The 19,942-nt window shown below is 60.5% G+C and carries 12 protein-coding genes; 3 read left to right on the plus strand and 9 right to left on the minus strand.

What is annotated here, in order from left to right:
• Nucleotides 1-6: 6 nt before the first annotated feature.
• Entirely contained in the window at nt 7-3,663 is a 3,657-nt protein-coding gene (gene putA / locus ACQY1J_RS03410; protein WP_430249377.1) for a trifunctional transcriptional regulator/proline dehydrogenase/L-glutamate gamma-semialdehyde dehydrogenase, read from the minus strand.
• Between the two features lie 200 nt (nt 3,664-3,863).
• Here putA and ACQY1J_RS03415 point away from each other — a divergent pair, with 200 nt between their 5' ends.
• Nucleotides 3,864-4,331: an Lrp/AsnC family transcriptional regulator gene (locus tag ACQY1J_RS03415; protein ID WP_430249379.1), complete on the plus strand. Its 468-nt coding sequence runs from the start codon at nt 3,864-3,866 to the stop codon at nt 4,329-4,331.
• Nucleotides 4,332-4,346: 15 nt separating this feature from the next.
• Here the strand turns inward: ACQY1J_RS03415 and ACQY1J_RS03420 are convergent, their stop codons facing one another.
• From ACQY1J_RS03420 to ACQY1J_RS03455, 8 genes are all read right to left on the minus strand, one after another.
• Entirely contained in the window at nt 4,347-7,220 is a 2,874-nt protein-coding gene (locus ACQY1J_RS03420) for a hypothetical protein (protein WP_430249381.1), read from the minus strand.
• Nucleotides 7,220-9,052, minus strand: a complete 1,833-nt coding sequence (locus ACQY1J_RS03425) for a GMC family oxidoreductase (RefSeq protein WP_430249382.1) — start codon at nt 9,050-9,052, stop codon at nt 7,220-7,222. The genes ACQY1J_RS03420 and ACQY1J_RS03425 overlap by 1 nt, the downstream gene beginning before the upstream one ends.
• A gap of 1 nt (nt 9,053) precedes the next feature.
• Complete coding sequence (locus tag ACQY1J_RS03430; RefSeq protein WP_430249383.1) at nt 9,054-11,861, minus strand: c-type cytochrome; 2,808 nt, start codon at nt 11,859-11,861, stop codon at nt 9,054-9,056.
• An 18-nt stretch (nt 11,862-11,879) separates the two neighbouring features.
• The gene (locus ACQY1J_RS03435) at nt 11,880-13,361 is read right to left on the minus strand and encodes a cytochrome c (RefSeq protein WP_430249384.1); all 1,482 of its coding nucleotides are present in this window, start codon (nt 13,359-13,361) and stop codon (nt 11,880-11,882) included.
• Nucleotides 13,358-13,789, minus strand: a complete 432-nt coding sequence (locus ACQY1J_RS03440; RefSeq protein WP_174197484.1) for a hypothetical protein — start codon at nt 13,787-13,789, stop codon at nt 13,358-13,360. Before ACQY1J_RS03440 ends, ACQY1J_RS03435 begins: the two co-directional genes overlap by 4 nt.
• A complete protein-coding gene (locus ACQY1J_RS03445) occupies nt 13,786-15,309 on the minus strand; it encodes a cytochrome c (protein WP_430249385.1) in 1,524 nt (507 codons plus the stop codon). Before ACQY1J_RS03445 ends, ACQY1J_RS03440 begins: the two co-directional genes overlap by 4 nt.
• Complete coding sequence (locus tag ACQY1J_RS03450) at nt 15,306-16,742, minus strand: NADH:flavin oxidoreductase (protein WP_430250013.1); 1,437 nt, start codon at nt 16,740-16,742, stop codon at nt 15,306-15,308. Before ACQY1J_RS03450 ends, ACQY1J_RS03445 begins: the two co-directional genes overlap by 4 nt.
• Before the next feature lie 179 nt (nt 16,743-16,921).
• Nucleotides 16,922-17,386 carry an Lrp/AsnC family transcriptional regulator gene (locus ACQY1J_RS03455; protein WP_062458837.1) on the minus strand — a complete coding sequence of 155 codons (465 nt, stop codon included), beginning with the start codon at nt 17,384-17,386 and terminating at the stop codon, nt 16,922-16,924.
• A 124-nt stretch (nt 17,387-17,510) separates the two neighbouring features.
• On the opposite strand from ACQY1J_RS03455, the gene alr reads away from it, so the two are divergent.
• Both alr and ACQY1J_RS03465 read left to right on the plus strand, forming a co-directional pair.
• The gene (gene alr, locus ACQY1J_RS03460) at nt 17,511-18,665 is read left to right on the plus strand and encodes an alanine racemase (RefSeq protein ID WP_430250015.1); all 1,155 of its coding nucleotides are present in this window, start codon (nt 17,511-17,513) and stop codon (nt 18,663-18,665) included.
• Between the two features lie 9 nt (nt 18,666-18,674).
• Nucleotides 18,675-19,931 carry a D-amino acid dehydrogenase gene (locus ACQY1J_RS03465; RefSeq protein ID WP_430249386.1) on the plus strand — a complete coding sequence of 419 codons (1,257 nt, stop codon included), beginning with the start codon at nt 18,675-18,677 and terminating at the stop codon, nt 19,929-19,931.
• Nucleotides 19,932-19,942 lie beyond the last annotated feature (11 nt).

A 19,942-nucleotide genomic window follows, 5' to 3' on the forward strand; every position in this document is an offset into this window, starting at 1 on the left:
CTGTCCTCACCCTATCGCCATCAGGCTCGCATTGCCGCCAGCGGCCGCCGTATTCACGGAGACCGACATTTCTTCAAGCAGCCAGTTCAGGCAATAGGGATCATCCATGCCGGCGATGTCAGCTGAGGAAGCCGCCTGCGTCAGCACCAGCGGACCGGGAAGGCTGGCAATACGACGCGAGACGGAGATCAGGCTATTGCCGTCGCCTTCCAGCAAGGCACCGGCATAGGGTCCGTGGTTTGCCCAATCGGAAGACCAGATGATCCGGGCAGCGATTTCGGCCGGTAGATCGGAGAACTTACCCTGAAGGCCGGAGTCCGTGTCGATGGTGACGCTGTTGCCTGTTGCGAGCGCGGCACCCAGCTGGGAAACGAGACCCGCCTCTGTCTGCGGCACGAGCAGGATGCGCCCGCGCGGATGCAGACTATAGGTGTTGCGCTCGCCGACGGGGCCGGGAAGTTCCTGCGACATGCCGAGAGCGGATTCGCCACCCAGTTCGCGGATCGCTTCGGAGTCCTCGGTTTTGCCCTTGGCGCGCAGCCATTCGGCCAGCAACGAGATCGCCGGATCGACATGAACCGAACTGTGGCGCGGCGGCACCGGCGGCTGCTGCAGCAGGCGGCCGAGATAAAGCGGGCCGCCGGCCTTGGGGCCCGTGCCCGAGAGGCCGCGCCCGCCAAACGGCTGCACGCCGACGACAGCGCCGATGACGTTGCGGTTGACGTAGATATTGCCGGCCCGGACACGGCTCGTCACATGCGCAATCGTTTCGTCGAGACGCGTGTGGAGGCCGAATGTGAGACCGTAGCCGGTGGCGTTGATATCGTCGATCAGCCTGTCGAGATCCTCACGACGATAGCGGATGACGTGAAGGACAGGTCCGAACACTTCCCTCTCGAGGTCCGAGAGGTTGTTCAGTTCGATGATCGTCGGCGCGACGAAGGTTCCGGCAGCCGTTGCAGCGGGGATGGCGACCTGCTCAATGCGCCGGCCCTTGGCGCGCATCGCATCGATGTGGCCCTCGATAACATCCTTCGCTTCGGCTGTGATGACCGGCCCGATATCGATCTTCAGCTGGTCGGTGCGCCCGACGGTCAGTTCGGCAAGGGCGCCGCGGAGCATGGTCAGCACGCGGTCCGCTATGTCTTCCTGCAGGCACAGGACACGCAGGGCCGAGCAACGCTGACCGGCGCTGTCGAAGGCGGACGCGATGACATCGCCGACCACCTGTTCGGCCAGAGCCGAGGAATCGACGATCATTGCGTTCTGGCCGCCCGTTTCGGCAATCAGCGGGATCGGCTTTCCGGCGTTCGACAGCCGGCCGGCAAGCTCGGCCTGGATCAGGCGAGCGACGTCTGTTGAACCGGTAAACATCACGCCCTGGGTTTCGGGGGCAGCCACCAGCGCTGCGCCGATCTTTCCATCACCCGGCAAAAGCTGAAGCGCGCCGCGTGGTACGCCGGCCTGATAGAGAAGTTTCACGCCTGCCGCTGCGATCAACGGCGTTTCCTCAGCGGGCTTTGCCAGCACGCTGTTGCCGGCGACGAGAGCGGCCGCGATCTGGCCGGTAAAGATTGCCAGCGGGAAGTTCCACGGGCTGATGCAAACCACCGGCCCGAGCGCCTTATGCCCCGGCCCCAGCGTGCGCTTGGCCTGTTCCGCATAATAGCGCAGGAAATCGATCGCTTCGCGCACTTCGGCAATCGCGTTCGGCAGGGATTTTCCAGCCTCGCGCATGATCAGGCCGAGAAGGGACGGCATGCTTTCCTGCATGACATCGGCAGCCCTTTCGAGGCAGGCGGCGCGTTCCTGCGGCGCAACGGATTGCCACTCGGCAAAGGCTTCCTGTGCGAGAGACGCTGCCTTTTGCGCATCCGTCAGGCTTGCTTCCGTGACTGAGCCGACCACATCCGAATGGTCAGCCGGATTGAGCACGGGCCGCGTTTCACCTGATGAAGTTCCATCGCCAAGTTCTGGAGCGGCTGTGAAGGGAGCCTGGGCGCCTTCCTGAAACACGGACGCGAGGGAGGCAAGCGTCGTTTCGTTGGCGAGATCGAACCCCATGGAGTTCTGTCGGTCCTTGCCGAACAGGTCGGCCGGCAGAGCGATCTGATCGTGTTTTCCGCCGGAAACGGACATGCCGCGAACGACGGCGGTCGGATCGGCAATCAGCTCGTCGACGGACACCTGGTCATCGCCGATCCGGTTCACGAAGGATGAATTGGCGCCGTTTTCCAGGAGACGGCGGACGAGATAGGCGAGAAGCGTTTCGTGGGTTCCAACAGGCGCATAGATGCGGGCCGGCCGGTTGAGCTTTGCCTGACCGACGACCTCTTCATAGAGCGGCTCGCCCATGCCGTGCAGGCACTGGAACTCGTAATCGCCAACCTTGAAATCAGGTCCGGCCAGCTGATAGATCGTGGCAAGCGTCTGGGCGTTGTGTGATGCAAATTGCGGAAAGACGGCGTCGCGTGCGTCGAGCAGTTTCCGGGCGCAGGCGATGTAGGAGACATCCGTGTGCACCTTGCGGGTAAAGACCGGGAAGTCTTCGAGGCCTTCGATCTGCGCCTTCTTGATTTCCGCATCCCAATAGGCGCCCTTGACCAGACGCAGCATGATGCGGCGGTTGGAACGGCGTGCGAGGTCGATGATGAAATCAAGCACGAACGGGCATCGCTTGCCATAGGCCTGCACCACGAAGCCGATGCCGTCCCAGCCGGAAAGAGCAGGGTCGAAGCAGAGGTCCTCCAGAAGATCGAGCGACAGTTCGAGGCGATCGGCCTCCTCCGCATCGATGTTCAGACCAATATTGTAGGACTTGGCAATGGCGGCCAGCGCCTTCACGCGCGGCAGAAGTTCTTCCATGACGCGGCTAGCCTGGGCGCGGGTATAGCGCGGATGAAGTGCCGAGAGCTTGATGGAAATGCCAGGGCCGTTGTAGATCCCGCGTCCGGCAGAGGCCTTGCCGATCGCATGGATCGCCTTCTCGTAGTCCTTGTAATAGCGCTCCGCGTCTTCCCCTGTCGTCGCTGCCTCGCCAAGCATGTCGTAGGAATAGCGAAAGCCCTTCTGCTCCATGGTCCGCGAGCGGCGCAGTGCTTCCTCGATCGTCTCACCGGTGACGAACTGCTCGCCCATCATCCTCATCGCCATATCGACGCCGCGGCGGATGACCGGTTCGCCACAGCGGGCGATCAGACGCGTCAAGGCCGCTGAAAGGCTGCGATCGCTGACGGTCGAGGTCAGTTTGCCGGTCACGACAAGTCCCCAGGTCGCCGCGTTGACGAAGAGCGAACGGCCCTCGCCCACATGCGACTTCCAATTTCCGCCGGAAATCTTGTCGCGGATCAGCGCATCACGCGTCGCCATATCCGGAATGCGCAGCAGCGCCTCAGCCAGGCACATCAGGGCAATGCCTTCCTGGCTGGAAAGCGAGTATTCCTGCACCAGCGCTTCGACGCCCGACCCCTTGGCCTTGCGGCGCAGCGCGACAATCAGATCGCGAGCTGTCGAACGGACTTTGTCAGCGAGGTCGGCGGGCAGTGTTGCCTGCTCGAGAAGCGGCAGCACACTGTCGATTTCAGGTCTGCGATAGGCCGCTGTGATGGCCTTGCGCAAATCGGACTGCGGCCGGATCGGCGGGGCGAAATCTTCAAAGGGCATGGTCTCCAAAGAGCCAGGCAAGAATGTGTTGTGTTCCATCGCAGATGCCATTGTTCCGCCTCCCGAATATCAAGCCAATCTAGCGGATCAGCGACGATCCCGCGATGCGAGAAAAATAATCGAATCTGCTCTATATAGCTTCTCTGAAAATGGGTAGAATTTGGAGAAATTCACCACGTTTCGGGAGGAGTACAGAGAAAATGGAGAGGAAGAGCGATATGCCTGGGGATATAGACCACTTCGACCGGAAGATCATGGATGTCCTTGTCGGCGATGGCCGGGTCTCGGTGACGGATCTTGCCGACAAAGTCGGCTTGTCCAAGACTCCGGTGAATGCGCGCCTGAAAAGGCTGATGCAGGATGGCTTCATTCTCGGCTTTCGCGCCGTTCTCAACCCGAAGAAACTCGGCCTCGACCATGTGGCTTTCGCAGAGGTGAAACTGTCCGATACGCGCGAAACGGCACTCAACGCGTTTAACGCAGCAGTATGGCGAATTCCCGAGGTCGAGGAGTGCCACATGATAGCCGGACGTTTCGATTACCTCCTGAAGATTCGCACACCCAACATCCGCCGCTATCGCGAAGTGCTTGGCGAAAAAATCTCCAGTCTGCCATTTGTGGCAAGCACCTCAACCTCGGTTGCCATGGAGGCGGTGAAGGAACGATAGGTCCAAGACCACTGGTCAGAGTTGAGGCGGCAGCTTTCCGTTCAACATGTCGAGCAGCCTGACCCAATTGGCACGATGCCGGTTACCGGGACCATCCTGCGCCCAACCCAAGACCCTCTTGACGCCCCCGTTGTCCTGATAGCTGAAGGCCCGGCTGCTGTGCAGAGACAACACGAGTTTTTCGACGTCCTCGGCATGGAGCGTAACCTGTTCGCCCGAATGGTTGGGATCGCGAAACGTCATCGAGCCCGGCAGCAGCCAGTGCGTTCCGATGCCTCCATTGCTCGAAAAAACCGGCGGTATCACGATGTCATGAAAGTAGATCTTGCTGCAGTGGGTCGTTTCGTAGAGCGTTTTGAGGTCGGCGCGCAGTTCCGCTTCCATGCCGAGCCCGAGCTGTCCACCGGCTCCAAGCACAGAGTCGAAACCGAAACTTTCGCTATAGGGCCCCGCGAGAGCGGAAACATCCGCGACGATGACGTGGAGCGGGGCGAACCTTGGCGAATTGCCGCACCCGCAAGATTTGGGTTCTCGTCTCGCCGCATCGCGCAAGGCACGATACATGGTCACTGTACCGCGATTCTCGACCGTCCCGCCGTCCGTCACCCAATAGCGTTTGGCCGTGCCGCTGCTCGGCATGATATCCACGGCGGCATCCGGAAACACAGGGGGGAAATTGGCGCTCAATGCTGCGGCCCGTGACACAGAGACGTCGGGTTCGTCGATGGTGACGATTTCCATCCCGGGCGACGTATTTGCCTGCATCGTATGGGTCGATCCGATGTTGGTCAGCACAAGCCGCCCGCCCGCGCCCGCGCCATCCAGCAACCCCTGGCACCGGCTGGCCTGTTCCGGAAGCGAATACCCGTCGCCTCGGCGGCACGGATTTCCAGGATCGGGATAGGATCCGACGATCGACGAATTCAGCATCAATCCAAACGAGACGTCGCCCATCTTTCCCGCCCCCATTCGGCAGACGAAGGATTCCGCCAGGATATGGCCGAGTTTAGAGCGGGCTGGTGCAAGGCCGCTCACAGAACCATCCGGCACCGCCGGCTCGCCGCATGTAAAACGTCTCCACTGAAAGCGACCGAATGTGATCCGCAGGTCGCTGGCGCGATTGATGACATCTTCAATATAAGGATGCGCCATTTCCCGCGAATAGCGCTCCCACGCCATGAAGCCGACGCCACCGCGGGAGCGCAGTTCCGCCTCGTGCAAGCCAAAATACGCAAGCGCAGCGCTCCCGCCGGAAACGCCGCTCGCCATCACCACGTCGCAGACATGTCCCGCCTCCGCCAAGCCCCTCAGCAACGAGGCGGTATAGATCGCAGCGCGTGTACCACCTCCGGAAGCCGCGATGGCGATGCGAGGCATGCCCGCTTTCAGAGGTGAGCAGTCGCCATTTTCATAATCCTGGTTCTTCATGAACGCGAGAGCATCGCGACCGCCCCCACCCTCGGCATGGACTGTGAGCTCCGGCGGTTGCACCGCGTAATAGAACGTCAGGACAATCGGCCCGACAATCAGGCCAAAGGCCAACGTTCCGACGATGACCGGATAGATCACCGCCGCCCGCTCGAAATTGCGCAGGCTCGCCAGCAGATCGTCTGCCTTTATCATGTCGCGTGAGCGAAGCTCTATCTGGCGCCGGAATTGACCGATCAGCTCCGCGGGCGTCATGAACTGAAGAGCCGCGCCGCCGCCGGCATACCCGTCTTCGTAGTGACCCCGCAGCTTCAAGCGGCCGGCGCCATGCAAACTGATCGTGCGACCTTCGCTTTCGACGCGGCTGAGTGTCGGATCACCGTGGTAGGGATAACCGACCGATATGGCGGTGCGCCAGTCGGGCTTGAGTGTGAGCATGCGCATGAGCCTGCGGGCAACGAACTGGTCGGTCCAGAAACCGTAATACCAAGCGCACGCATAAGAAAGCAGGATGTAAAGCATCAGGACCGGGTTGCCATAACCCGTGCTGCCGCCATTAAAGAGGTACGTGATGAAATGTATTTCCGCGAGCCGTGCCCCGGCGACGGCAATGACGAGAATGGAAATCACGCGCTGCGGACCGATGAAAAACATCCGGCCCAGCGTCTTCAGGATTTCCATCAGCCGCTCGAAGAGAATGCCGAGGAAAAGCAAGATCCACATGATCCCGCCGACGAAAAGGAAAGTCAGGGCAAGAAGATGGTCGGGGACGAACAGGGTCAGCAGCGACCCGGGCAGAAGGAGTTCTACCGGATAGCGAACCGGAGCGATTGCCAAGGCGGAAAAGAAGGCAGCTTTCGCCCCGCCCCCCACGAAACTGTAGCGATCCTTGGGAAGAAACAGCTCCACCTCTGGCAGGGCATCGGCCAATCCTCCATCGGCTGTCGACCTGAATAGCGCTGCGGCAAAACCGAATGCAGCAGCAAGCGCGACGGTCATCGCAAGAACGACGGCCACGCCCACGTGCAGTCGGGGTGCGGCGACCATCTCCCCGTAGACCTCGGGCAGAGAACTCCACAACAGCAATGCCAGCATCGCAACCAGACATGTCAGTTGCCCGGTCAGCAGATAGTTGTTGGCGACTTGGCGACGCTCGGCAAGAGCGTTGAGACCCAGAAAAAGCACAAGTCCGATCACCAGCAGAATGAGGTTCGGCCAATCGGTTTCCATGGTGGGGCCAAGCGCCAGCATGACGGTCAGCACCAGAAACAGCGCCGGCGCGTACCAGGGATAACGGTCCGGGGCGAGCAGTTTCCAGTAGGCGCGTCGCCTCGTCGGAAGCGGCCGGTTGGCCCACGCATCCAGACGTCGCCAGCCGCGAACGAAATCCGCAACCCTGTCGTTCAGCCAAGGATAGGCTTGCCGAACGAGAGACCGGCCGCGTGCTTGAACCTGCGTCATCACGCCATCTCCCCCTGTGGTGGCGAAAGCAAAACGTCGGCCGCCTTCTCGGCGATCATGTAGACCGCGCAGGCGAGGAAATAGCCGGGAATGCGGGGAAAGACCGACGCATCCACGATCCGCAACCCATCGACGCCATGCACCTTGAACCGGCTGTCCGTCACGCCGCCGCTGTCCCGCGGCCCGATGGCGCAGGTCCCGCAGGCGTGGTGACCCCATGCGTTTTCGGCCACGTAGTTGCGCAGTGCTTCGTCGCTGTCGCGCCAGCGGCCGGGCTCTTCCTCTTCGGCAACGAGGTCGTCCATCCCTTCGGCCACTTTGCGCACGAAACGGACGCCCTTTACCATCGCATCGAGATCGCGACGGTAATCACCCCTGCCTTCGGCAAACGAATGGAACTGAATGTCCGGGTCTGTCCGCCAGTCCGAAGATCGCAGCCTCACCGTACCGGCTCGGTTTTCCGTATAGGCCTTCAGCACGACCCAGCTCAGATAGTCTTTCTTTCTGATCCGCTGCGAATAGCCTTTGTAGTAGCCGCGGAAATCACCCAGCAGCGAAAAGCAGTGGAGATCAGGCTCGTTCAGGCTGTCGCGCGATTTGAGCGCCATGGAAAACAACAGGCCGTTGCTTGTGTAGTTGCCAAGACGAAAGCGCCGCCACTTGCGGTATTCCGCGTCACGGATCGAATAGGCTGCGTTTTTAAGCGTCGCCCAGGGCTTGTTCATGCGGCTGACGACGCCGATCTCATATCGGTCCTGCAGATTGCGGCCAACGCCCGGCAGATCTTCGACGACGGCGATCTCGTAACGAGCGAGATGAGCGGCATCGCCAATTCCCGACAGCATCAGGATCTTCGGCGATGCGAAAGCGCCGGCTGCGAGGATGACCTCTCGCCGCGCCTCAACGAAGAGTTCGTTACCATTCGCATCGATCGCGTGGACGCCCACGGCGCGCCTATCCTCAATCGCAATGCGCGCCACCGATGTTCTCAGCCGGATATCGAGCCTGTCGGGATACCTTGCCTTGACGTCGAGCAACCGTTCGCGCGGCCCATGCCGCACATGCCTGCGGGTGGAAAGGGGCGCGATGCGGATGCCGCTTGCAAAGGGGTTCCAGACCCGGTGCGCATTCGGATCGGTTTCCGCCGTCTCCCATTGCGTCCCGGAATGACCGAAGGCATCAGCTGCCGCGCGCACACAGTGCAGAAGCGAGCTCAACAGCAGGCGGTCGCGGATTGGTCTCAGCGGAAAAACCAGTTCCGTTTGCATCCAGCCCCACCAGCCGTGTCCGGTCGGATTGAGACCAGTGAAGAAGGAAAGCCAGCGCCAGAAAAAGATGCGGTAGCGGCAGCGTTCGATCCGTTCGAAATAGGTCTGCATATGCGCAGCCCGCCAGCTCTCGTCGCCTGTGAGGTCGCGGATATGGTTCCAGTCGCAGGCATTCGGTTTGACGATGATCATCGCATGATGGGCACTGCAGCCACCCAGCCCCTGTGCACGGGGATAGAGAATTCCGCCCTTTTCATCGCAGTACCGCCAGTCGCGTTTCTGCACGGCCGTATCCTCATAATGCCTGACATAGTAATCACGCGCCAAACCCTCGTGTTCGGACGCGAAGGCATGGAACGCCGGCACTTTATAAGCATCGGCCAGAGGCATATCGGGGTCGTCATTTGCAACCGCATCGCTGTAAGGCCGTTCGGCGAGCGGATCACCACCAGCTTCGATCACCAGAACGGTGCACCCCGCCTCCACAAGCCGCGCAGCCACGACCGCCCCACCCGCACCGGCGCCAATCACGATGTAGTCGTGGGTCGCTTCGCTCCCTGCCATGTCAAAGCTGCTTCAGAAATGAAATCAATGCGTCCTTGTCCGCCTGCGACAGATCCGAGCCGAAGGCATGTCCCGCATTGACGACGTAATCGGGGCACTTGCTGAGGGTCACGAGCCGATCGATCAGGCCGGTCTCGCGCACGACCGTCTCGGAATGGCTCCGCACCGCCGGGTCGGCCAGTTCCTGCGCAGAACATTGCCCTCCCAGCTCTGCGAAGGCCGAAACCAGGCCGGGACCATTGGTGATCAGCCGCTTGTAAACGGGCCAGGCATCTTCGTCATGATCCGGCAAAAGCTTGGTATTGACCAGCGCATTGACCGGAAATCCCGACGGGAAGGGCCCGAGTGCAATCGATCCGTCATCCTTGAACGCCCAGGGCGCAATGCGGCTGAGCAAGCCGCTAAAGGGGCGGATCTGATCCGGCACGAAGCCTTTTGGGATGATCAGGCAGGAAGGGGCGCTGGTACGATAGATATAGCCTGGCACGGCCTCTTCGGTCGCTTTGTCCATCCGCCGCGTTTCCGGTGAAAGCATCTGCCGGATCGACGTGTCGAAGGCCGAAAGCCGGTTTTCGATACAGGGCATGTAGGGGTCTTTGGGATCCGCAGCCGGGCAGGCGCTGGGAGATCGTGGGTAGTTTCCGTTGCCGGAGTTTGCCTGCGTACCAGACGTCCCAACAGGCCCGCTTTCCGTATCCTTGCCATAACGCGGATAGGAATAGGGGATCTCGTGCCCGACGGAATTGTTGAGGAGATAGGGCGCCGTCGACCAGATGCTGATCAGCGAAGGCGGTCGCAAATAGCCGCGTCCGTTACCAGGTGATTGCATCGGCGTTGCTGCACCCGAAACCGGATGGTGCACCGTCACTTCCTTCGGTGCAGGCAGGGTTTTGTATGTCGACGAGGTGAAGTTATCCCAGATATCGCCGGCCAGGCCATTGGTGGCGATGGCACTGCACGCATTGGTGCGCACCAGATCGATCGGCACCCTTCGTTCATTTGACAGATAGTTGTCGACGAGAAAGTCCGGTTTCTCGGCCTGCGCACGCATCAATTGTTTGAACTGCGCCGATTGTGCCCATGCCCAGTAGCGGTCCCAGCATTCGCGGTACTGCGGCCCCGCGCCGCCGCCCTCGCAGATGCCCTCGCCAACGCCGAATTCGGCCGGAGCCTTGGGTTGTTTGCTCGAATGGCACGCCGCGCAGTTTTCAGCGAAGACATCACGACCACGGGCTACCTGCTGCTGATCCAGCGCGGCCAGCAGCTCCTTTCCGCCCGGCGCGTCCTTGAGGAGATCGGAGCGACCGGTGACGAGAAAAAAGATCGCCATGTCGGCCGTCATCGTCTCGGTCGCCTGCCAATAGACGGAGTTCTTTTGTGCATCCGGAACGCGGATTGGCGATATCTTCTGGCCACCCAGGAAGGGGCGGAAGTGCAGAAGCCACTCTTCGCTGAACAGCCCGATGTTCAAGTAAACACGGTTGAGCGCCCCAAGCGTGCCGACGGAGTCAGACCCATCCTTCAGCACCCGCATCGAAGCAGACTTGCCATCCCGCTTGTTGAAGAAGGCATGCAGTGCCGCCGTCTGCGAGTAATCCTGAAACTGCTTGTTCGCCAGCTCGTCGCCGGTCAAATTTTCCCAGCCCGTACCGGATGCAATTCCAAGGCGCGCTACTGTCTCATAGACCGCATTCATCGTGCGAGGGTTGTTGATGTAATCGCTCGAAACGAGCGACGTATCCAGCGAGCCCGGCGGATTGGTGTGGAACAGCTGGAAAAGGAAATTGCCTTCGTTGGAGGTCGGCTTATCGTCCTCGCCGCGCGGTTGCGTGTTCCAGAAGAAGATCCGGTCCACCCAGAAGTACTGCGCTCCCGGGTTCGAGGTGATCTGCGAAAACTGCGGCCTTTCCACATCCGCCGGCGGCGTGATCGGGTTCGGTCCGACATGGCAGAACGCGCAGGACATGCCGACGCGGTACGGACGCACCAGATCCTTGTCGTTGTAGTAGGAAGGGTCGTTATAGTAGCGGTCGGGGTCCCACTTTTTCGAGGCCTTCAAGTCGAAATCCGGGTTGGGAAACAGGCGCAGCCCCATGACGCCGGTCGGTTCCCCGTAATAGGAGCCGACCGGCAGGGTCACCTCCCGGGCTTCAAACTCAACCGGTTTACCCCGCGCACCCACTTCCACGCCTGGGTATCGCCTGTCCGCGTCCGGATTGCCGCCGAACGGATCGGGAGGCGTGTCAGTCCGGCGCTGGTCGAGCCACAATCCGAAGTGTTTCGGGTCCGGTCCCGTCGCCTCATCGAAGCCCGGCTCATTGACGAGCCCGAGATACCGAAAGCGATTGTCGCGGCCATAGGCCTGGCTCGGATGCGAGGAAACCGTCTTCAGAAGATCAAATGCTCCGATCGTGTTGCGCGCGGCAAAATCCCAGAAGCGATCATTGCCGCCGGTCCAGACAATCCAGGCATTCTGACCGCGGATTGCCGCCTGTCGGATCGCCTCGGGGTCAAGCCCCGTCGCGCCTGCAATCTGGCGGATTTCCTGCGGGTACTCCCCTCCCTCAATCCCCTTGAGGAGACCCTTGTCCATCTCGGCGAAATAGGGCTCGGTTGCGGCTGGCAGACTGGAAACGTCGCGCCGCGCAAACTTGGCCTCGTCCTCGACCTTGCCGAACTGATCGGATGGCGGCTGGATGAGCGACCAGACGACGAAGCCGGCCACGAACAGAACGATCACCACCAAAGCGGCAGCGGTCGTGACCAGCCAGAAGAGGAAACGCTTCGCTTTCTTGGTCCAACCGTGCATGCGTCCCCCTCCCCTTTTTCAAAGTGTCTTCAGATAGGCGAGCAAATTGTCCTTTTCGGCCTGCGGCAGGTCCGTGCCCCAGAGATGGCCGCCATTGCCGTTGCCCGGCAGGCTCGTGTCATAGAGAAACCCGCCCGTTTCCGGTCGCTCGGCGCTGACGAAACCCCCGTTCACCGTGTCGACGAGATCGGAGCCGCGATAAAACTGCTTCGGCCTCTGTTCCGGCGATTTGAGGAGATCGGCAAGCGTCGGAACGCTGCCATTGTGGAGATATGGCCCGCGCAACCACAGGCCCGCCATATCGACTGCCACGTAGCCTTCCGCCTTCTGGAAATGCGTGAACCCCCACCGGTAGCCAGTCTCGTAATCGGCATATCGGGATTTCGCCGCGGGGCTCCACATGTCGATGCGATGCCGATCCGTTCCGAGTTCGACAATCGGGATCGGAGATCGGTAGCGCGCACCGTTCGTGTCATGGCAAACGGCACACTGCGCCTGGTAGACCCCCTGCCCCGCATCGACGGCGGAGGCGTCAACCCGAAGGGGATCGTCCGTCTCACGACTACTCTTGAACGGCGAAGGCGGCGGCCGCTGCACCGAGGTGAAGGCGATCATCCGGTCGAGGTTTTCTTGGGTCCGCAGAACGGTTTTGGAACTCATGCCATCGCCGATGGCGCCCGATACCGCGGTTTCGCGCACATCCGTTTGCAACCCGTCCCAATGAAGCGAGAAGTTGCGAATGTTCGTCGGGGCAAGCTCGCTCATGTTCCACAGCGGCATCATGTCGGAATTGCCGATCGTGCCGTCGTCCGGGAGCTCGAGGTTCTGGAATTTGACGGGGTTGAAAGGATCGATGCGGCCCGGGCCCCAGTCGGGTCGAGTGTCCTGCCAAGCGAACCGCCGCGCCTGATCCTGAAATGCCTTGCGCGTTGCCGGGATCAGAACGAAACGGTAGAGCAACCTCTCATAGAGCGGCATGTCGTAGATCGTGGTGATTTCCCGCATCACCCGGTCCGCGGTGAAGCGGGCATCGGCACCGACCTTGATCAGGAAGCGGATATAGGCCTGCGGATCAACGCGCGTTCCGGCACCGGCCGAGACCAGCACGCGAGGCTCATCGGGTTTAAGCCGGTAGCTGCCCTGGTGGCAGAAGGCACAGTTGGGCGAGACGCGATCGATGACACCCAGTGTCGTCACCGAAAAGCCGATTGGCACCTTGTCTCCGGCACGCCAGTACATGCCGAAGGCACCGTAGCCATCCTTGCCGTTCGGCACATGCTCCGGAAAGAGCTGCGGCAGCACGCGCCAGATCCAGTAGGGCAGGCCCTGAACCTCTTCATTGCCGATCGAGCCGTGATTGAAAAGCCGGGCGAGATCCTCCGTACGAGGGGCGGCAACCGGGCGGAAAAGAAGAAGATAAACGGAAAGCGCACCCGCCACGACGACGACCAGCAGCGCCAGAAGCCCTTTCCAGAACAGCCGGGTTTTGCGCGCCCTCATGGGCGGCCCCCGTCGGCGAGTTCCTGTTCAAGGCGGCTGATGTTGAGGAGGCAGATCAGCGTCGGGATCGCCACCGAACCATCGAGAAGGACACCGGTGATATAGCCGATCGGCTGGTCGAACACCGTCACGGCAAGCAGGAAGAACACGACGCCGGCTGTGCGCGATGGAAAGACCTGCAGCCAGGCAAATAGCCGGTAGCGGTCGATATCGATCGACGCGGGAATATAGAAAACGGAGAGAATACCTAGCAGGAGGCCCGCGAACTGCGCCCAGATCACCTGGTTGACGACGATGCCGAACAGGGAAAGCAGCCATTCCGGGCAGAAGATCAGCGGCAGCACGAAACACAGGTTCAGGATCACGCCGATCCATACGACGATGGCGTGACGGGCCTTCCAGGTGCTGAGCGAGCGGGTCCTGATCATAGCGTCTTCATGTATTCGACGAGGGCATCCTTATCGGCTCCGGAAAGCTCCGTGCCGTAAGCTTTGCCCTCGTGTCCGCGGTTGGAATTACCGGTTTTTGAGGTGTCATAGAGAAACAGCTGATCGCCCGGTGCCGCATCGTCGGATCGATATCCGACCCGTGCCAGGTCGAGCACCTCACTGCCGCGATACCACCGCGCCGGCCGCTGCGACGAGGGTTCGAGCAGATCGCGCAGCGTCGGTATTGACCCATTGTGCAGATAGGGTGAGCGGGCCCAGATCCCGTCGAGGGGATGGTTCGCATAGCCGTTGGTCTTGTGGAACCGCTTGAAACGCCACGGATAGCCCGCATAGAGCTGGTTCTGTGCGGCCGCAAAATCCGGTGTGTAGGAGGCCCAGCGGCCACGATCCGTCCCGATATCGGCCAGCGCGACCGTCCGTCCGAGCCGCTTGAAATGATCGGTATTGTAGGAATAGGTTCCGCCTGTCTTCATGCCATGGCAACCGGCGCAGGTATCCGAGAACACCTCCCTGCCGCGCTCGGCAGCGTCGACATCTACCTTTGCCGGAAACTGTGGCGCGGGAAGATCCCACATCCATTGTTCGATGCGGCGGATCGACGATCGATCCACCGTTACCGGTGTCACACCTGCGCCGAGTGCTGCGCTCAGGTTGCGCTCGGCAACCGAATTGTTATTGCCGTCCCAGTGAAGGTTCATTCCCTCCCGCGGGCGTTGCTGCCAGATCGACGGATAATCGGAGCTTCCGTTCAGCGCTGCATCACTGATCGATGCAGCGTCCATCGGAAAGTTGAACTGCAGGCTTTTATAGGGGTTGAATGTATCCACCCGCCCGGGTCCCCATTTCTCCTGCCGCGCAACGAATGTCAGCCGTTTGCCGAGATCTGCGAATGCCGCCTGGAGGCGCGGAAAGATCACATAGCGATACACCACCTGCTCGAACGCATTGAGATGACCGCCGACTTCTGGACTGTTGATCGCGGCGATCAGCCGGTCGGCGGTAAACCCGGGATCCGACCCGAGGTCGATGAAGAAGAGAATGAATTCCTGAAGCCGCAAATTGTTTGAAGGTGCACCGTAGACCAGATGCCGCTCCGTCTGGTTCGGAAGCGTGTAGGTTCCGACATGACAAACCGAGCAGTTCAGCCAGACGCGATCGACTCCGGACACGATGCGCCTGGAGACGCCGATCGGCAGGTCGTCGCCCGGCTTCTCGTAAAGCATGCCGAAATGACCCCATCCGGCCGGCCCAAGCTTGTCGGCATACATCACCGGCAGCGCCTTGAAGACCCAGTAGGGTGGCCCGGTCGATGCCTCGCTGCCAATCGAGCCGTAGAGGAAATGATCTTCCTGGTTTCGGAACGCGACGACATACTGGTTGACGAAAACGAGCCAGTAGACGATCGCTGCGAGCACAAGCACTGCGATCACCACGACGATTTTCCGCTTGCTCCCGAGGACGATCTCGACCGGGGTCAGCGGATCGTTGAGATCACTCATGGCTCCGCCTCCACCACCTGAGGTGGTGTCGCCACAACGCTTCCCGCAAAAGCCGGCGGCGTAAACACCGACATGACCTCGTCGATCATGTGCTGATGCCGGGCCTCAAACGTTGCCCCGGGATACCGTTTTACCTCGTAGCAGCCGAGAGGGTTCTCCAGATCATTGAGAAGACACTTGTTGCAATAGGTGCACTCGCGGCCTTTGTCCGGGCCATTCTGGGTCTTGAGGATCTTCGGCAAATCATTGTTGGCAATCAACGGTCTTGCCATGCTGACGGCATCGCAGGCGCCGCTGCGGATCGCCTCGCCGATCACATCGGCATGCTGAAAACCGCCCGTACAGAGAACCTTGACGCTTTGATCGATGCCCCGGACCGCTTCCGTGACAGCGCGGGCATAATCGAGGTTGATGCCTTCGATGACTTTCCCCCGCCGGAAACGCCACCAGGCCACAAATGCAGGTCCCAGGACCGGATTCGAAAAGATCGAATAGTTGAAACGCGCCCTTGTGCCTTGCGAAAGCATGCCGTCATACCAGCGCCGCAGGTCGTTCAGGGGCAGATCACCCGGCGGGTTGCGGGGGTGCGGGAAGGTCGACCCGCTGGAAATATGGAAGGCATCGACACCCTTGCCGCCATCCAGGAGGAGGGTACAGATCTTGACCGTCTCGTCGAGCGTATTGCCCTTCCTGATCCAGGGATAGAGCCAGTCGTTGTGATCGACCCCGTTGATCTTCATCTGCAGGTGAAAGTCCTGACCGACCTCGCGGCGAATGGCGCGAACGATCTCCAGCACGAACCGCGCCCGCCCTTCCCAGTCGCCGCCATATTCGTCGGTGCGGTCATTGATGCCGCTGCTGAGAAACTGCGTGATGAGATAGCCGTTGGCGCCATGCAGCTCGACACCGTCGAGACCGGCCTCTTTGGCCCGGCGCGCGCCCTGGGCAAACTGCTCGACGACAGTGCGAATATCCTCCCTGCTCATCGCTTCGGCGAGCAGGCCGTGAAAGTAATCGCTTTTGTTCGTTGAGCTCAGTCCCCTTTTGTAGAGGTTTTCAGCACCGCCCATGTCCTGCTGGCGGCCCGAATGACTGAGCTGCATCAAGAACCGACAGTCGTGGGCGTGAACCCGTTCGCCGACCGCCCTCCAGAACGGAATTTTGTCGTCATTGTCGATCATCGCGTAGCGCACGAGGATTCTCCCACGCACGGAAACCGGCGTGAAGGACGAGATGATACAGCCGACCCCGCCGCGGGCAAATTTCTCCTCCCAATTCAGACGCGCAGAGCCGCCGTGACCGTTGTAATCGTCGAACTGCCCCGAGACATTCGATCGGAAAAGACGGTTTTTCACCGTCAAAGAGCGGAATTTCAGCTCCTGGAAGATCTGTCTGGAATTGTCTTCGTGAGTGTACTGCTGATCGTCATGCATCATCGTTCGCCCGCTGAGTTAAGAGGACGCCAAATTCAAAGGTCAGAATTTTTGGATGCTATGCGTAAAATGCTTGTGACTGACGATCACGTTATTGCAATTTTATCGAGCTTGCAACGGGAATATGCAACCTCGAAACCGGCCTCAATTCGCGAAGGTGAACTGTCGGGAGCGATCTTCTAACGACGGTTTTTCGAACGTGAGGCAAGCACGTTTCGGATTGAAAAGCTGGAATGGATCCGCAAAACCCCGGGAAGTGCCGACAGGATTTCCTTGTGGATACGCTCGAACGCGCCGGCGCTCGCAACTTCAACCCTCAAGATATAATCCGAGCCGCCGGTCATCAGGAAGCATTCCTGAATTTCCGGATGTTTCCTCACAGCAGCTTCGAACCGGTTGAGGTAATCCTCGGTCTGCCGCTCCAGCGTGATGTTGATAATCACGGCGATGGCGCTCTCGATCTGGCCATTGTCGATCAGCGCCGTATACCCGCGGATGACGCCAGCTTCTTCCAGGAGCTTGACGCGCCTGAGACACGCGGAGGCAGACAACCCGACTTCCGCGGCCAGTGCCGCATTGCTGATCCGCCCGTTCAGACGTAGGAGCCGGAGAAGGTTGCGGTCGATCGCATCTATCGCTTCCATGCATATTCTTTCAAAACACGACAGAATTCACCAGAATACCGGTGTTCGTCGCACATCCTGTCATCAAATAGCACCAAACTCACCGAATATTCAAATAATCTGCTCTCACAGGGAGGGCAGCAGCATGGATATTTCGTCCTCGTTTGGTGACGCCGGAGTACAGTTCGTTGCCGAGGGTGCATCGGGATACCTGACAATCGATCTGGGTGCCCTCCGGCGCAACTACGAAACGCTCGTCGACATGCTTCTGCCAGCCCGTTGCGCAGCGGTCGTAAAGGCTGATGCCTATGGTCTTGGTGCGACGGTTGTTTCGAGAAAGCTTGCCGATGCTGGTTGTCGGGACTTTTTCGTGGCCCAGTTCGTCGAGGCCATCCGGCTCAAGGATACTCTCCCTGCCGATGCACGTCTCTATGTCTTGAACGGGTTGCAGCCGGGCAATGAGGAGCGTTGTGCGGCTGATGGCATCATCCCGGTCCTGAACTCTTTGCCTCAGTTGCGCCGCTGGTCTGAGCTCGCGCGGCAGTCTGGCCGGTCGCTGCCCGCAGCTCTGCAGGTCGACAGCGGCATGTCCCGTCTCGGTTTGTCGCCGGAAGAATGCAGCATCCTGTCCCGGGAAATGGACGAGCATGCCGGCTTGGAATTCCAGTTCGTCATGAGCCATCTCGCATGCGCCGACGAAGGCGCAAACCTTATGAACGGCGAGCAGCTGGCGGAATTTGAAAGACTTTCTCGTCTGTTTCCGGGAATTCGGATTTGCCTCGCCAATTCCGGCGGCATCTTTCTGGGTGGCGATTTCCACCACACGCTGGCGCGGCCCGGCATTGCGCTTTACGGCGGCAACCCGACCCCCGGCTCTCCAAACCCGATGGAGCCGGTCGTCAGACTCGATGTCGCCGTGGTTCAGACACGTACCGTGCCGACCGGAACCCGGATCGGCTATGGCGGATCGCATATTGCTGACCGAGAGATGCATCTGGCAACGATCGCAGCCGGATATGCGGACGGCCTGCCCCGTGCCCTCAGCGGCACGGGTGCGGTGTATCACGCTGGCGTACGACTGCCGATCGTCGGGCGGGTTTCCATGGACAGCATCATCATCGATGTCAGCGCGCTGCCAAAGGATACTTTGACACTCGGCAGTCTCGTCGAGGTGGTCGGGGAACACCAGACGCTGGAAGAGATTGCCGAGGCCGCCGGAACGATATCCTATGAGATACTCACGGGCCTAGGGCACCGTTACCAAAGACTATACCGCCAAGTTCAGCTGCAAGACGTCTAGGGGAATGCCATGAAAGTCATCGTACTCGGCGCCGGCGTCATCGGCACGACCACCGCCTATCAACTGGCCAAGGCCGGCCACGAGGTCGTCGTTGTCGATCGCCAGACAGGCCCTGCGCTCGAAACAAGTTTCGCCAATGCCGGCGAAGTCTCGTTCGGTTACTGCTCTCCCTGGGCGGCACCGGGCATTCCGCGAAAGGCACTCAAGTGGATCTTCATGGAGCACGCGCCGCTGATCCTGCGCCCGAAGCTTGATCGCGCCATGCTGTCGTGGATGTTCAAGATGCTGTCGAACTGCACCTCGGAGCGCTACGCGATCAACAAAAGCCGGATGCTGCGACTTTCCGATTACAGCCGGATCTGCCTTGCAGATGTCCGGGATGAAACCGGGATTGATTACGACGCGCGCATGCAGGGAACGCTGCAGCTGTTTCGCACACAGCAGCAGCTCGACGCCTCCGCAAAGGACGTCAAGGCGCTCGCGGCCGATGGCATTCCCTATGAAGTGCTCGATCCCGAAGGCTGTATCCGGGTAGAACCGGCGCTCGCCCATGTGCGCGAAAAGATCGTCGGCGGACTTTTGACACCCAAGGACGAGACCGGCGACTGCTTCAAGTTCACTAATCTTCTCGCCGCCAAGGCCGAAGCGCTCGGCGTCCGGTTTGCCTATGGTACGACCATCAAACGGCTCGATGTCGAAGGCGGCAAGGTCAGGGGTGTCGTGACGGACCGCGAAACGCTACGCGGTGATGCGGTGGTGGTTGCTCTCGGCAGCTACTCGCCACTGATCGTGAAAGAGCACGGCATCGATCTGCCGGTCTATCCGGTCAAGGGCTATTCCCTGACCATCCCGATCAAGGATGCCAGCCGCGCGCCGGAATCAACGATCATGGATGAGACCTACAAGATCGCCATCACGCGGCTGGGCGACCGCATCCGGGTGGGCGGCATGGCCGAAATTTCCGGCTATACGAACGATCTCGGTGCGCCGCGCAGGCGCACGCTCGAACATTCCGTGACCGACCTTTTCCCCGGCGGCGATATCACCAAGGCGTCGTTCTGGTCGGGTCTTCGTCCGATGACTCCGGATGGCACGCCGGTGATCGGAGCAACCAAGATCGACGGTCTCTACCTCAATACCGGGCACGGAACGCTGGGCTGGACGATGAGCTGTGGCTCGGCGCGGGTGATCAGCGATCTCGTCAGCGGCAAAACGCCCGACATCGATGCAACCGACCTTGCCTATGCGCGATACGCGCGCCGCTGATCGGCGTCGCA

Source organism: Neorhizobium sp. DAR64860/K0K1, from assembly GCF_050500205.1.
Lineage (GTDB): Bacteria > Pseudomonadota > Alphaproteobacteria > Rhizobiales > Rhizobiaceae > Neorhizobium > Neorhizobium soli.

Coding starts and splice junctions, on each gene's coding strand:
- putA (WP_430249377.1), bottom strand. CDS start 3,663: ATGCCCTTTGAAGATTTCGCCCCGCCGATCCGGCCGCAGTCCGATTTG.
- ACQY1J_RS03415 (WP_430249379.1), top strand. CDS start 3,864: ATGGAGAGGAAGAGCGATATGCCTGGGGATATAGACCACTTCGACCGG.
- ACQY1J_RS03420 (WP_430249381.1), bottom strand. CDS start 7,220: ATGACGCAGGTTCAAGCACGCGGCCGGTCTCTCGTTCGGCAAGCCTAT.
- ACQY1J_RS03425 (WP_430249382.1), bottom strand. CDS start 9,052: ATGGCAGGGAGCGAAGCGACCCACGACTACATCGTGATTGGCGCCGGT.
- ACQY1J_RS03430 (WP_430249383.1), bottom strand. CDS start 11,861: ATGCACGGTTGGACCAAGAAAGCGAAGCGTTTCCTCTTCTGGCTGGTC.
- ACQY1J_RS03435 (WP_430249384.1), bottom strand. CDS start 13,361: ATGAGGGCGCGCAAAACCCGGCTGTTCTGGAAAGGGCTTCTGGCGCTG.
- ACQY1J_RS03440 (WP_174197484.1), bottom strand. CDS start 13,789: ATGATCAGGACCCGCTCGCTCAGCACCTGGAAGGCCCGTCACGCCATC.
- ACQY1J_RS03445 (WP_430249385.1), bottom strand. CDS start 15,309: ATGAGTGATCTCAACGATCCGCTGACCCCGGTCGAGATCGTCCTCGGG.
- ACQY1J_RS03450 (WP_430250013.1), bottom strand. CDS start 16,742: ATGCATGACGATCAGCAGTACACTCACGAAGACAATTCCAGACAGATC.
- ACQY1J_RS03455 (WP_062458837.1), bottom strand. CDS start 17,386: ATGGAAGCGATAGATGCGATCGACCGCAACCTTCTCCGGCTCCTACGT.
- alr (WP_430250015.1), top strand. CDS start 17,511: ATGGATATTTCGTCCTCGTTTGGTGACGCCGGAGTACAGTTCGTTGCC.
- ACQY1J_RS03465 (WP_430249386.1), top strand. CDS start 18,675: ATGAAAGTCATCGTACTCGGCGCCGGCGTCATCGGCACGACCACCGCC.